12 protein-coding genes are annotated in these 12,448 nt (G+C 40.3%); 8 read left to right on the top strand and 4 right to left on the bottom strand.

The genetic code is table 11. The features are described 5' to 3' along the window. Nucleotides 1-95: 95 nt before the first annotated feature. The gene (locus BFP97_RS01935) at nt 96-2,528 is read left to right on the top strand and encodes a YfhO family protein (RefSeq protein WP_083262382.1); all 2,433 of its coding nucleotides are present in this window, start codon (nt 96-98) and stop codon (nt 2,526-2,528) included. Between the two features lie 3 nt (nt 2,529-2,531). On the opposite strand, the gene BFP97_RS01930 is transcribed toward BFP97_RS01935, so the two are convergent. Continuing rightward, nucleotides 2,532-3,716 carry a glycosyltransferase family 4 protein gene (locus BFP97_RS01930; protein ID WP_069840799.1) on the bottom strand — a complete coding sequence of 395 codons (1,185 nt, stop codon included), beginning with the start codon at nt 3,714-3,716 and terminating at the stop codon, nt 2,532-2,534. Between the two features lie 80 nt (nt 3,717-3,796). Between BFP97_RS01930 and BFP97_RS01925 the strand changes: the two genes are divergently transcribed. Both BFP97_RS01925 and BFP97_RS01920 read left to right on the top strand, forming a co-directional pair. Continuing rightward, nucleotides 3,797-4,516 carry a hypothetical protein gene (locus BFP97_RS01925; RefSeq protein ID WP_069840798.1) on the top strand — a complete coding sequence of 240 codons (720 nt, stop codon included), beginning with the start codon at nt 3,797-3,799 and terminating at the stop codon, nt 4,514-4,516. Continuing rightward, nucleotides 4,516-5,994: a lipopolysaccharide biosynthesis protein gene (locus BFP97_RS01920; RefSeq protein WP_069840797.1), complete on the top strand. Its 1,479-nt coding sequence runs from the start codon at nt 4,516-4,518 to the stop codon at nt 5,992-5,994. The genes BFP97_RS01925 and BFP97_RS01920 overlap by 1 nt, the downstream gene beginning before the upstream one ends. Here BFP97_RS01920 and BFP97_RS01915 read toward each other — a convergent pair. Next, on the bottom strand, nt 5,983-7,281 hold the full coding sequence (locus BFP97_RS01915; RefSeq protein ID WP_069844158.1) for a hypothetical protein: 1,299 nt from the start codon (nt 7,279-7,281) through the stop codon (nt 5,983-5,985). The two genes, BFP97_RS01920 and BFP97_RS01915, sit on opposite strands and share 12 nt — an antisense overlap. A 111-nt stretch (nt 7,282-7,392) precedes the next feature. On the opposite strand from BFP97_RS01915, the gene BFP97_RS01910 reads away from it, so the two are divergent. Then, nucleotides 7,393-7,839 carry a hypothetical protein gene (locus BFP97_RS01910; protein WP_069840796.1) on the top strand — a complete coding sequence of 149 codons (447 nt, stop codon included), beginning with the start codon at nt 7,393-7,395 and terminating at the stop codon, nt 7,837-7,839. Here BFP97_RS01910 and miaA read toward each other — a convergent pair. Further along, nucleotides 7,816-8,736: a tRNA (adenosine(37)-N6)-dimethylallyltransferase MiaA gene (miaA, locus tag BFP97_RS01905; RefSeq protein ID WP_069840795.1), complete on the bottom strand. Its 921-nt coding sequence runs from the start codon at nt 8,734-8,736 to the stop codon at nt 7,816-7,818. The genes BFP97_RS01910 and miaA overlap by 24 nt on opposite strands. Nucleotides 8,737-8,790: 54 nt before the next feature. On the opposite strand from miaA, the gene BFP97_RS01900 reads away from it, so the two are divergent. Genes BFP97_RS01900 through BFP97_RS01885 form a run of 4 tightly spaced genes read left to right on the top strand, consistent with a single transcriptional unit; the run spans nt 8,791 to nt 10,971 of the window. Then, the gene (locus tag BFP97_RS01900; RefSeq protein ID WP_069840794.1) at nt 8,791-9,546 is read left to right on the top strand and encodes a response regulator; all 756 of its coding nucleotides are present in this window, start codon (nt 8,791-8,793) and stop codon (nt 9,544-9,546) included. A 5-nt stretch (nt 9,547-9,551) separates the two neighbouring features. Then, entirely contained in the window at nt 9,552-9,938 is a 387-nt protein-coding gene (locus BFP97_RS01895; RefSeq protein ID WP_069844157.1) for a response regulator, read from the top strand. Continuing rightward, a complete protein-coding gene (locus BFP97_RS01890) occupies nt 9,938-10,213 on the top strand; it encodes a hypothetical protein (RefSeq protein ID WP_069840793.1) in 276 nt (91 codons plus the stop codon). The genes BFP97_RS01895 and BFP97_RS01890 overlap by 1 nt, the downstream gene beginning before the upstream one ends. Beyond that, complete coding sequence (locus BFP97_RS01885) at nt 10,210-10,971, top strand: MBL fold metallo-hydrolase (RefSeq protein WP_069840792.1); 762 nt, start codon at nt 10,210-10,212, stop codon at nt 10,969-10,971. Before BFP97_RS01890 ends, BFP97_RS01885 begins: the two co-directional genes overlap by 4 nt. A gap of 43 nt (nt 10,972-11,014) precedes the next feature. Here BFP97_RS01885 and pyk read toward each other — a convergent pair whose 3' ends face one another. Then, nucleotides 11,015-12,448, bottom strand: coding sequence for a pyruvate kinase (gene pyk, locus BFP97_RS01880; protein WP_069840791.1), 1,434 nt, complete (start codon nt 12,446-12,448; stop codon nt 11,015-11,017).

The raw sequence follows: 12,448 nt of genomic DNA, 5'->3' as shown, positions 1-12,448 counted from the left end.
CAATAAAAGGCTCCAAAGCCTTCATTTAGCATACAAAACCTTTTGTATTACACCGCTTATCGAGATATTGGGCCTTGGTTTACAAAGGTCCGATAATGATAAAGATCAATTTTCAAAAAGATGTACTACCACACTTAGTGGCCCTTATAGTTTTCCTAGTCTTAACCATCATCTTTTTCAAACCTGTATTCTTTGAAGAGAAGACGCTTTTCCAGAGTGACATTATACAATGGCAGGGCAGTGCTCAAGAGCTATTTGATTATCGGGAACAAACGGGCAAAGAAGGTCTTTGGACCAACTCTATTTTCGGTGGAATGCCAGCCTATCTCATCAGTGTAAAATGGGGTAATCAGCTTATAAAAGCAATCCATGCTGTATTCACATTAGGCCTTCAACATCCGGTACGCATAGTTTTTGCCTCTATGTTGTCCTTCTACATCATGCTGCTTTGCTTTAAAGTAAGGCCGTATCTCGCCTTAATTGGTGCCATTGCATTCGGACTTTCGTCTTATAACCTCATTGGCCTCACGGCAGGACATAATGCCCGGATTTCAGCTGTCTCCTTCATGCCTCTGGTTATGGGAGGAGTGCATCTTTGCTTTACTAGAAACAAGCTGCTAGGTGCTAGTCTTACAGCTCTCGCACTTGCTATGCAATTGAGGGTGAATCACCTGCAAATCACTTATTACCTCGCATTTGTAATCGGTATTTACGGACTAATTCAATTAATCTATGCGGTAAGAGAAAAGCAAATGCATGAGTATGCAAAAAGGCTTGGTCTATTAGTCATTGCACTTGTGCTGGCTATTGGAACATTTTTCGGAGAGTTCTATGCCACTTATGAATATGGGAAATACTCTAATCGGGGGAAAACTGAGTTATCTCAACAATCCAATGAAGAAATGAATACTGATGGCCTCGGTAAGACCTATGCTTTTCAGTATTCCAATGGAATATGGGACCCTGCTACTCTCTTTATCCCGAATGCTCTAGGTGGAGGCGGACCTTTCCCCCAGGATGGTGAGCTAGCGCAGTTCTTAAGACAAAACAATGTGAATGGCGCCCAACTTCAGGGCCTTCTAAACGGGATACCCACTTATTGGGGACAAGAATCAGCAACTACCTATTACGCGGGCGCTGTAATGGTTTTTCTCTTCGTATTAGGTCTTCTATTGGTCGAAAGAAAATATGTGATTTGGCTAAGTGCTGTGGCCATTTTAGGCATTGTACTAAGCTATGGCCGAAATATGCCGGGCATTAACAACTTCTTGTTTGACTATTTCCCGGGCTATAATAAGTTTAGGTCGGTCTCTTTTACAATTGTACTCCCCATTTTCAGCATTTCTCTTTTAGGAATGCTGGCCCTTGAAAAGTTGCTAACTCAGCGGTTTAGCAAAGAGGTCCAAAAGAAACTTTTTATTGCCTTTGGAGCTACCGGAGGACTTGCGCTTCTACTCACTCTATTCGCTGGAGTACTGACTTACAGGGGTGCTATTGACGCGCAAATTCAGGAGGTAATCCTGGATGCCGTTCGGTCGGATCGAAAAGCCTTATTCAGAAGTGATGCCTTGAGGGCATTTGGTTTTATCACAGTATTTGCTGCTCTATTATACCTGTATGCTAAAGAAAAGCTTTCAAATACAGTAGCTGTTTTGGGCTTAGTAGTGATTGGTTCTCTAGACGTAGTTCTCGTTGGGTCAAGGTTTCTTTCGGATGACAACTTCAATCGAGCTACCTCCAGACAAAATTTTGCAGCCACCCCTGCCGATCAGTATATCAACCAGAATGAATCTCTTGGGGACAGGGTTTTGGATTTGACCTCTGGGTTTTACAATGGAAAAATTGCTTACCATCATCACCTGATCAATGGCTATCATGGAGCGCGGATTCGCAGATATCAGGAAATAATTGACAATAAATTACTGACCGAGCTGTCAGGGGTAGGACAGAGTATTCAAGCGGGTGGCTCAGATTTTCGTGCTTTCCCAATGATCAATATGTTGAATACGAAATACTTGATCAAAAACCCTGGAACTCCACAAGGGGTTGTGATTAACAATAATACATTGGGCACCGCCTGGTTTGTTTCTGAACTTGACTACGCAGAAAATACCGATCAGGAATTCAATCAAACTTTGGCTCTCAGTAACCCTGAAACGAAAGCTGTTGTGAATAGAAATGAGTTACCGGACAATATTGGCTTAAGTGGATCAGGCACTATAGCATTGACAGAATATCACCCTGGTTATTGGAAGTATGAATCCAGCAATTCCGGTGATGGCTTTGCCGTGTTTTCAGAGATTCACTACCCTAAAGGATTCGAAGTGACAATTGACGGTCAGCCAGTGGATATGCTCAGGGCGAACTATATCTTGAGGGCATTGTCCGTCCCAGCAGGTGATCATGTCATAGAGTTTAAGTTTGTTCCTAAGATATACACCGTTGGTTCTGCCCTCATGCAGGTTTTCTCAATCTTAACCTTGCTCGCTTTCTTAGGGACTGTTTACCTATCCTTGAGAAAGAAATAAAGTCTAGTCATAAAGTTCGAGAAGTCCCTTGCTGGTTTCATTCCAGTTATACTTCTCAATAACGGCATGTTTACCGGCCTCCCCCATTTGTTTAGCCTCTTCAGGATTGTGGTAAATCTTCAATATACAATTAGCCAGATCTTCGGCATCCTTGGCTTTGAAGACAAGACCACACCCCACTTCTTTGACTACATTTTCCTGAGAAGGACAATCACTTACGATTAATGGCTTTGTACCAGCCATGTATTGAAAAATCTTATTTGCAAAAGTAGTGTCATGGTGCTTATTTCTGTGCAAAGGTGAAATGCATACAGAGGCACTTTCGATATACGAGGGGAACAGCGAAACATCCTGCCAGCCCTCAAACAATACATTTTCTTCTAGCCCTTTCGAACTTACCATTTGCCTCAACTGCTCGTCCTGAGTACTTTTTCCTACAACCACCAGTTGAGCATTAGGAACAACCTTTAACACTTTCTTCATTGCAGCTATGGCGGTATCAAGCCCTCTTCTGATTCCCGTATCACCAACATAGACAATATTAAAATACCCTTTCAGGTTTTCAGTTATTCGATCATCCAAGGGATAATTAAAATAGATTTCAGGCTCTATGGTGTTGGCGACAGCGGTAAAACTAGAACGTTCTCTGCCTGAAGCAGCCATTGCATCATCAATCGCCTCGGGCGTTACAAGTACGACATGATCGGCTCGTTGGATTAGGCTTGTCTGGGCAGATCTCCATCTCTCGATATTAATCATATACTTCCCCGGAAACCTTTGCAAATGTGGGTAAAACTGAAGAATCTCAGGCCGGTTCTCATGCAAATCGAGGGTAAGTGGCAATTGAAAAAACCTATCATTAATATCCATGACTGCCTTGGCGATTAGCATGTCATGTACATGTAGTGCTTCAGGCTTGACCTTTTCTATGAAAGCCTTGATTTTAGAATGGAGAAGCCAATGAAATATAGGCAAATCATAAGCTAGCGCTGAAAGTCGGTAGAGAAAATCAGAAGCATCAATTCGATGTACTCTGATACCATTTATTTCTTCCTCCTTGGGCTTTAGCTCCTTAAAATTTAGAGAAAACAAATCGACCTGATGCCCAGCACGTACCAGAGAATAAGCTTCGTTCTCAACTCTTGAATCAGGCGGGAAAGATTGATCAAGAAAGAAGGCGATTTTCATGAATTGAAGATTAACTAAAGCATCTAAATATCAAAGATATTCTTTCTTGAAGATTGGTTTGTTAGATTTGCCAATCGCTTATGACCATTTCAGAGCAAGAGTTTTTAGAAGTTAAAGCAGATATTGAGCTTAACAGATTTGCAGCACAGAATTATGCCATTACGCAGAGCAAATTGGGCTATATCAGATATAGGTTACTTAGACCAATTCTGAAGTTCAGATTTACTCGCTTTTTGCGCAAACACAAATACGTACCTTGGATATGTCCCGATGCTGTTCAAGCATTAAGAGGGCTACTGAATGACAAAATGACTGGTTTTGAGTATGGCAGTGGAAAAAGCACAATATTCTATTCAAAGCTTTTGAAAACTATCCATAGTATCGAGCATAATGAACCTTGGTTTAACAAGGTAAATGAAATGATTAGTGATCTCAAAATCACTAATGCGAAGCTGGACTTGGTACTGCCAAATAAGCCAGTCGATCAACAACACATGAGTAGTAAAGCACAATTATCATTGACCCGAGAAGAATATCCGGTTAAAGATGAAGTCTTCAACAAATATGTGCGTGCAATAAATTCGTACGATGACTCGTCTATTGACTTTGTGTCGATTGATGGAAGAGCCCGTGTCTCTTGCACGGAAATGGCTGTACCAAAACTAAAGTCAGGCGGTATACTCCTTTTGGATAACTCTGAGAGACTTAGATACAAAAAAGTTCATGAGACCTTGAAGTCATGGCCATCTATGAACACCACCACAGGCCTCACTGATACAACCATCTGGAGAAAACCTTAATGGGCATAGTAATACGACAAAGTATAAAATCGTCTATTGTTGCCTACTTGGGTGTTGCTATAGGCTATATCAACGTGCTTTGGCTCTACCCCTATTTCTTGTCAACAGAACAAGTAGGCCTTTTCAGACTAATACAAAGCTCAGCCTATTTACTTGCCACATTCGGTCAAGTCGGTTTGGGTCAAAGTTTAGTCAAGTTCTTTCCCGAGCAGAAAGACAACAAAAGCTTCACTGGTGCAATCCTCTTGGGTGGACTAATGGGTTTTTTACTACTCTGCGCGGTCGTATTGATCTTTAGACCAAGTATCTTTGGATATTTCTCAAGTGAATCGGAACTCTTTGTCGACTACTTTCAAGTCACTCTGTTAATTTCATTCTTAATCATACAGTTTCAGCTTTTAGAAGCTTATTCAAGAAGTCTCTTACAAATTGTCACACCTACATTCCTCAGAGATGTTGGTCTTAGGATTTTAACAACAGTGATCCTGCTATTCTATGGGTTTGAGTTCATAGCGTTTGAGATGCTTGTTTATTTGCTCATCGGCATTTATGGTTTTGTTTTCCTGAGTCTGGCATCCACGTTGAGGATAAAGGGTCAGTTACCACTTGAGTTCGACTTCTCTTTTTTAAAAAATGGTGTTGGAAAGCGTATTCTGAACTACGGTTTCTATTCACTGATTGGCGCTGGTGGTACTCAGATTATTCTGCAAATCGATAGTATTATGATCAGTGGTGCTATTGGCTTAGAAGCTACTGGTATTTATACTATTGCCTTTTTTATTGGAGTTGTAGTTGAAATGCCCAAAAGGGCGATAACTCAAATTAGCTCTGCTCTACTATCTCAATCATTCAATAAAGGCGATATGGCTGCCGTAAAAAAACTATATCAGCAAACATCAATTAATCAAATGATTATAGGCACGCTGTTGCTCATTGGCATATGGGCTAACCTTGAGAACATTTACCATTTTGTACCAAATCGTGAGAGCTATATTGGTGGATTCAATGTTGTCTTGTTCATAGCGTTGGGTAAGTTGTGTGACATGGCCTTTGGCACTAATGGGGAGATCATTGTAATGTCAAAGTACTATCGTTTCAATGTTGTAGCCGTTTCCTCCTTAGCCATTTTGACTATTCTTTTGAATCTTTGGTTGATACCCGAGTATGGGATAGAAGGCGCTGCAATTGCCTCCTTCCTTTCAATGTTTTTTTTCAATCTCATTAAGTATATTTTTGTCTTTGCAAAATTTGGAATACAACCTTTCACTCGCTCTTCAATAGTTTTCGTAATTATTGCCGTACTCACCCTTGTTATCAACTACTTCCTGCCTTCAATGCCTAGTATCTATTTAGACATAATTGTCAGGTCCTTGGCTATTGTGATCGTCTTAACTGGATTGACTTTTGCACTCAAGGTTTCTTCAGAATTGAATCACTTATTGAGCACCACCCTGTCAAGAGTTATTTCAAAGAGATAAAATCCATTCAGACAGGTTTTTGGTCAAATTTCTTCTCTCATACAGCTCAATATTTCTGAATTGCCATTTGGACTTACCAGACTTCCAGTCCTCAAATTCACTTCTTACAAAGGTTTTCAGTCCTTCTCTTGAATCATATTGGAAAGACTCACCTACTGAGCAAGATTGGATAACCTTCGAAAGATCATTATCCTTCCTTCCAATGGCCAGAATTGGTCTTCTTGCACTTAAGTACTCAAACAACTTCCCTGGGAGTTGAGAATTCGCACCATCGTCATTGGTCTGCACGAGAAGTAATAAGTTACTTGAAAGATACTCTTCGTAAACCTTATCATGAGGTATTGAATCCTGCGTGCTCAACCTTTCCATAAGTCTGGGATACGTTGATATAGCAGCCTGTACTTCTGCACTCAGAATGCCAGTCAATTTTAAGTTTAAGACCTCATAAAATGCCTGATCCTGACATAATTCATCCAGTACGGACCATAAGTTCTCAGGGTTTCTATCTTTACTCAGCATACCCACATGACTGATAACAAACTTATTATATGGTCTTCCAACATCTTCCGTTAGGTCTTCCTGATCAAAACCATTTGTGATATAATGAGTGCGCCTTGCCCCTAGTGCGCTGAATTCCTTAGCAGCAGAGGGCCCTATAGTCAGAATTGCATCTGATATCTTTAAAACCTCCTGTTCGAGCTTCATGTGTTTCTTCCAGATAAAAGGGGTAATCCGCATCTGCTTTAAAATATCCCACAGTGACCAATGGTCTCTAAAGTCTGCTATCCAAGTAATGGCTGGATTCTTCAATTTGAGGTCTCTTCCAATTAAATGGGCGCTGTGAGGTGGGCCAGTAGTAATGATATAATTAATCTGATTTGTCTCAAGAATAGACGTTAAATACTTAACTGAAGGCCTTCTCCAAAACCTTTTAGGATCTGGCACAAACAAATTACCCCTAATCCAAACTGCGATTTTCTTGAACAAGCTGTCATTACCCGTTTCTAGGATTTGCCCTTGCTTTAGTTCCTTCTTTCCTGTCAATCTTTTAAACAAGCCATAAGGCTCCCAAATTGGAAACTTCAAAACTTCTACACTTGGATTGATGTCCTTCTCTAAAGAAGGATCTTTTTGATCAAAATCGGGATTCTCTGGAGTAAAAACTATAGGATCCCAACCAAACTCTGGCAGATACTTGCTGAACTTTAGCCAACGCTGTACACCTGCACCTCCGCTAGGAGGCCAGTAGTAAGTAATGATCAGAATTGACCTTCTTTTTTCTTCCACTGTCTGCCCTAAAGATTGGTCATTATTGCAGTTCAGCAAAATGCCACTTGCAAATATTAGTAAAAAAAATTTACTTCAGCTTCAATTTAGGTCAAACTCAAATTTAGTTTCATGGGATATGTTCCAATTTTCGTTGCACTACTAGGTCTGGTACTGCTATATACTATCTACACTTACAATCTAATCAAACCTAGAAAGGCGAGGCTCACTCAAGTCATTGACGAAATGGCAAGAAATAGTGGGGTCAGAAAAAATATCGTTTTGAGTTACGACAGAGAAAATGAGGGATCCTCACTTTCCGAAGTAGCAGGAATGTTAAAAAAGACCTCTACCGATCGTTTTCAGAGTTATAGAAAAGAAGAAGAATTAATGTCTGCAATTGAAAACGGAGCTAATGGTTTATCTGATCAAAAAGTGAGTGATGAGCTTCTCGAAACCAACAAAACTCAACAGGAGCTGATTAAAAAACTTCAGTCTGTATCTAACGAGTATAACGCTTTCATAAAGAAAGCTCCTGCAAGTATGGTAGCTTCATTATTTGGTTTTAGACCCTTCTAACTTACTCATCACGAAGGCTTCAATCTTAGTATAATCGTTAGGATCAAACCATTGAGTATTCTCATTTCTTTTAAACCAGGTAAGCTGACGTTTAGCATAGCGCCTCGAATTTCGCTTTAGTAAACGAACCGCTTCTTCCTGATCATATCGTCCTTTCAGAAAACCGAAAATCTCAGTATATCCTACAGTCTGGAGCGCGTTCAATTCTGAATAGGGCAAAAAGCGTTCTGCTTCTTCGAAAAGTCCGGCAGCAATCATCTGATCCATTCTCGAATCTATTCGATCATACAGTACTTGGCGGTCAAGTTCAAGGCCAATACTAATGACTTCAAATGGTCTAGGGGCAGGTTTTCTCTTGCGAAAGGAAGAAAAAGATTTGCCTGTCGATCGTATGACTTCCAAAGCCCTGATGACTCTTTGAGGGTTTTTTTGATCAACGATCAAATGGTATTCAGGATCTAAAGACTTTAACTCTTCATTGAGTTTCTCTAAACCATTGCGCTTGAACTCATTGTTCAAAGCTTCCCTTACACCTTTCTTCACTTCAGGTAGATCATCCAAGCCATTGCAAACCGCGTCTACAAAGAGGCCTGATCCTCCTACCAAGATTACTGCATCATGTTCCTTAAAGAGTTCATCGAGTTTCTTCAAAGCCTCCGACTCATATTGACCTACGTCATACGAATCATTTATGGAAAGAGAATTAATGAAGTGATGGGGTACCTTTATAAGTTCTTCGGCATCAGGTTTGGCTGTCCCAATTTCAAGTTCACGATAAAACTGGCGTGAATCGGCTGACAGCACCTCAGTTTTCAATGCCTGAGCAAGTTGTATACTGACACTAGTTTTGCCCACTGCCGTAGGGCCTACAACAGAGATCAGATACTTTTTTGACATGCTGCTCTTTAGAAGTTAGCCGTAAATATATTATAATTGATATAACGCGCGCTAATGAGGAATACCAAAGGGACAATTTTGGTTGTTGACGATAATGAGATCAACCGAAAATATGTCAAAACAGTATTAAAGAACTTAAACAGGAAAGTCTATCTGGCCGAAAATGGTTTTGAAGGGTTGTCGTATGCTAGTTCAAAGAGCATAGATCTTGCTTTAATTGACATTCAGATGCCGAATATGGATGGCTTTGAATGTTATAATAAGATGAGAGAGGAAGTTGGGTTGAATACACCTATCCTTGCCATAACAGCGTATTCTGACGCTGCTGATCGGGATAAATTTATCGAATTCGGTTTTAACGATTACATCACCAAACCTGTCAAACCTGAAGTACTGAAAAACACCGTTCAATATTGGCTAGACGAGTCAGCCAAATTGATCAATCGCCAAGAGGAGAATAAAACTCCAGATTTTGACTTAAACACAGTCAATGAGCTTAAGCGCTACGCTAGCAAGAAAGAATTAATAGAATTGTACAATGAGTTCATCGAGGAAACTAACAGATTGAACGAAAAGCTTCTCTTTTTACAAAATGCAAACGATGATTCTGAAATTTTGAGTATCTTGCATACCATTAAAGGTAATGCTGGGTCATTAGGTTTTACCAAGCTTTCAGAGTTAGTGGGGCTACTTGAAAGCGATATAAAAAATAAAAACGATCTCTCTCTCAACGAAAGAATCAGTGAAATCGTAGACTATACCAGTGAAATTTTTAGCGAATACGCAACGCAACTGAATCTTAATTTATGAGCATTATGACGGAAGTGGACTATAAAAAAGTTCTTGTGGCTGAGGATAGTTCAGTAATCCAGAATTTACTGAAGAAAATTCTACTTTTTGAGAACTGCAAGATTACCTCCGCCAAAGATGGCAAGTCAGTCCTTAGCAAGTTTGAATCAGAGGATTTTGATCTCATCATCATGGATATTAACCTTCCTCTTTTGGATGGCCTATCCGCGACTAAAGAGATACGATCAGGCAAGACCAAAAAGGCCAACATACCTATTATTGGCATTTCAGGTAATGCCAAAAATTTGCCAGTTTCTGACTTTTTTGAAGCAGGTATGAATGATTACATGCAGAAACCGCTCGATTACGACAAGCTGATTGAGTTAGTAAAGAAGTATACTGGAAGTTTTTAATGACAATTCGCTACACAAAGCAGTTCCTCAACAAACTTGAAGATATTTTCGCTGAGTCTGACTACGTGTTGCGTTATGAAAAGGGCAATTTCAAATCTGGTTATTGTCTCTTGAATGATACTAAAATTGCAATCGTCAATAAGTACTATACCACTGAAGGTAAGATTAACTGCTTAATTGACATCCTTAAATCTATCGAAATCGACAAAGAAGCGCTTAGTGAAAAGAACGTAAACTTGTTGATTGAGCTTTCCCAAACTACACTCGAGCTTTGAAGATAACTGTTCTTGGATCAGGCACGTCTCAGGGTGTTCCGGTGATTGGATGTCATTGTGAAGTATGTCGTTCGTTAGATTTTCGGGACAAAAGACTCCGAGTTTCCATACATATTGAGGTAGATGGTAATAGCTTTATTATTGACTCCGGTCCGGACTTCAGACAACAAGTTCTTCGTGAAAGGATAAACGCTTTAGACGCGCTGATCTTTACCCATGAACACAAAGATCACACAGCAGGAATGGACGATATTCGCTCCTTCAATTTCCTTCAGAAGCGAGATATGCCAGTTTATGGTCGAAAAGAAGTACTGAATCAGCTTAAAAGGGAGTTTGCTTACATATTTGATGAAAACAAATATCCAGGCGTACCTCAGGTTCAGCTTCATGAGATAGAGAATACCCCTTTCGTTATTAATAACATTGAGTTTCTCCCAATTGAAGTAATACATTATATGCTTCCGGTTTTTGGGTTCCGAATTAAGGACTTCACCTACATTACTGATGCCAAGACCATTAGTAGCAAAGAGAAGGAAAAGATTAAAGGATCTAAGGTGCTAATACTTGATGCGCTTCAAAAAGAAGATCACTTGAGTCATCTAACGCTTTCTGAAGCCTTGGCCCTCATTGAAGAACTTGATGTTGAAACGGTTTATCTAACACATATTAGTCACAGGATGGGCTTACACAATGAGGTAAATAATGAATTGCCTGAAAACGTCATGCTGGCATACGATGGTCTTCAAATCGAATTATAAGTCAATTAACCTTTCACCTTAAAGTCAAGAATCCTAGAAGCTTTTAGTCAGCAACGTTAAGCTTCAGCATATTGGTTCTACCTTTATCATGGATTGGCATACTAGCTGTAGTAATGAAGATGTCTCCACTATCCAGATGTCCATGTGACTTAAGTGTATTCTCCTGGTCTTTAAAGGTTTCATCAGTAGAAACCAAATCGTTATAATGGAAACCTTCGACACCCCAAATCAAGCTTAACTTCGTAAGCAGACTTTCGTTAGGTGTGAAAATAAAAATCTTGGCCTTAGGCCTACTCGAGGAAAGTTTGAAGGCTGTATAGCCAGAAACCGTATTTCCGATAATCGCTTTAGCATCCACACGGTCGCTTAATTTACAAGCACCATAGAGAATATTATCGTTCATAAATGTCTCGCTTTCTCTAACGGGCATCCCAACTTTGTCATAAACGTTGGCAGACTGCTCTACTGAAGCAATGGTTCTTGCCATCGTATTCACCGTTTCCAGAGGGTACTTACCAGCCGCAGTCTCAGCGGATAACATCATAGCATCCGCACCATCCATTACCGCATTTGCAACATCATTAGTCTCAGCACGAGTAGGTCTTGGATTATTGATCATGCTTTCCATCATCTGCGTGGCAATAATGACAGGCTTCGATGCTTTATTACATTTGTCGACCATCATCTTTTGTGCCATTGGAACTTCTTCCATGACGATTTCTACCCCTAGGTCTCCCCTGGCCACCATTAGCGCATCTGATTCAGCAATTATTTCATCAATGTTTTGAAGGGCTTCTGGCTTTTCAATCTTAGACACTACACGTATGTCTTTTCCAGAGGTTGAAATTCTATTTTTAAGGTCAACGATATCTTCAGCGGAACGGACAAATGAAAGTGCAATCCAATCCACTCCCTGCTCAATACCAAAGGCTAAATCTACGATATCCTTCTCTGTAAGGGCCGGAGCAGAGACCTTGGTAAAAGGTAAATTGATCCCTTTTCTTGATTTCAAAGAGCCACCATATTTTACCTCACAGATTACATCGCCACCACTAACGCCTTTAACAACTAATTCTAGGTTACCATCATCAATCAAGATCATATCCCCAATATTCACATCATTGGGTAGACTTTGATACGAGGTACTTACGCGTTGGGCCGTCCCTTCACAGGACTCATTTGTGATCACAATCTCATCACCTGGCTGAATAAAAACTTCTCCGTTTTCTACACTCTCCACCCTGATCTTAGGCCCTTGAAGGTCTTGAAGTATGGAGATATGGGTGCCTAATTCTTGGTTTACTTCACGAATCCTTTGGATAACTTCGGCATGTCCTTCATGCTCACCATGGGAGAAATTCAGTCTAAACACATTTACACCAGCTTTGGCTAGTTCTGTTAACATTTCTTTGGACCTACTCGCTGGCCCTACTGTAGCCACAATCTTGGCTCGCTTATTCACTGTCTCGTGACCCAT

Source organism: Roseivirga sp. 4D4 (assembly GCF_001747095.1).
GTDB lineage: Bacteria > Bacteroidota > Bacteroidia > Cytophagales > Cyclobacteriaceae > Roseivirga.
This window is presented reverse-complemented; position numbering and strand designations above follow the sequence as displayed.

Coding starts and splice junctions, on each gene's coding strand:
- BFP97_RS01935 (WP_083262382.1), top strand. CDS start 96: ATGATAAAGATCAATTTTCAAAAAGATGTACTACCACACTTAGTGGCC.
- BFP97_RS01930 (WP_069840799.1), bottom strand. CDS start 3,716: ATGAAAATCGCCTTCTTTCTTGATCAATCTTTCCCGCCTGATTCAAGA.
- BFP97_RS01925 (WP_069840798.1), top strand. CDS start 3,797: ATGACCATTTCAGAGCAAGAGTTTTTAGAAGTTAAAGCAGATATTGAG.
- BFP97_RS01920 (WP_069840797.1), top strand. CDS start 4,516: ATGGGCATAGTAATACGACAAAGTATAAAATCGTCTATTGTTGCCTAC.
- BFP97_RS01910 (WP_069840796.1), top strand. CDS start 7,393: ATGGGATATGTTCCAATTTTCGTTGCACTACTAGGTCTGGTACTGCTA.
- miaA (WP_069840795.1), bottom strand. CDS start 8,736: ATGTCAAAAAAGTATCTGATCTCTGTTGTAGGCCCTACGGCAGTGGGC.
- BFP97_RS01900 (WP_069840794.1), top strand. CDS start 8,791: ATGAGGAATACCAAAGGGACAATTTTGGTTGTTGACGATAATGAGATC.
- BFP97_RS01895 (WP_069844157.1), top strand. CDS start 9,552: ATGACGGAAGTGGACTATAAAAAAGTTCTTGTGGCTGAGGATAGTTCA.
- BFP97_RS01890 (WP_069840793.1), top strand. CDS start 9,938: ATGACAATTCGCTACACAAAGCAGTTCCTCAACAAACTTGAAGATATT.
- pyk (WP_069840791.1), bottom strand. CDS start 12,448: ATGGGTCACGAGACAGTGAATAAGCGAGCCAAGATTGTGGCTACAGTA.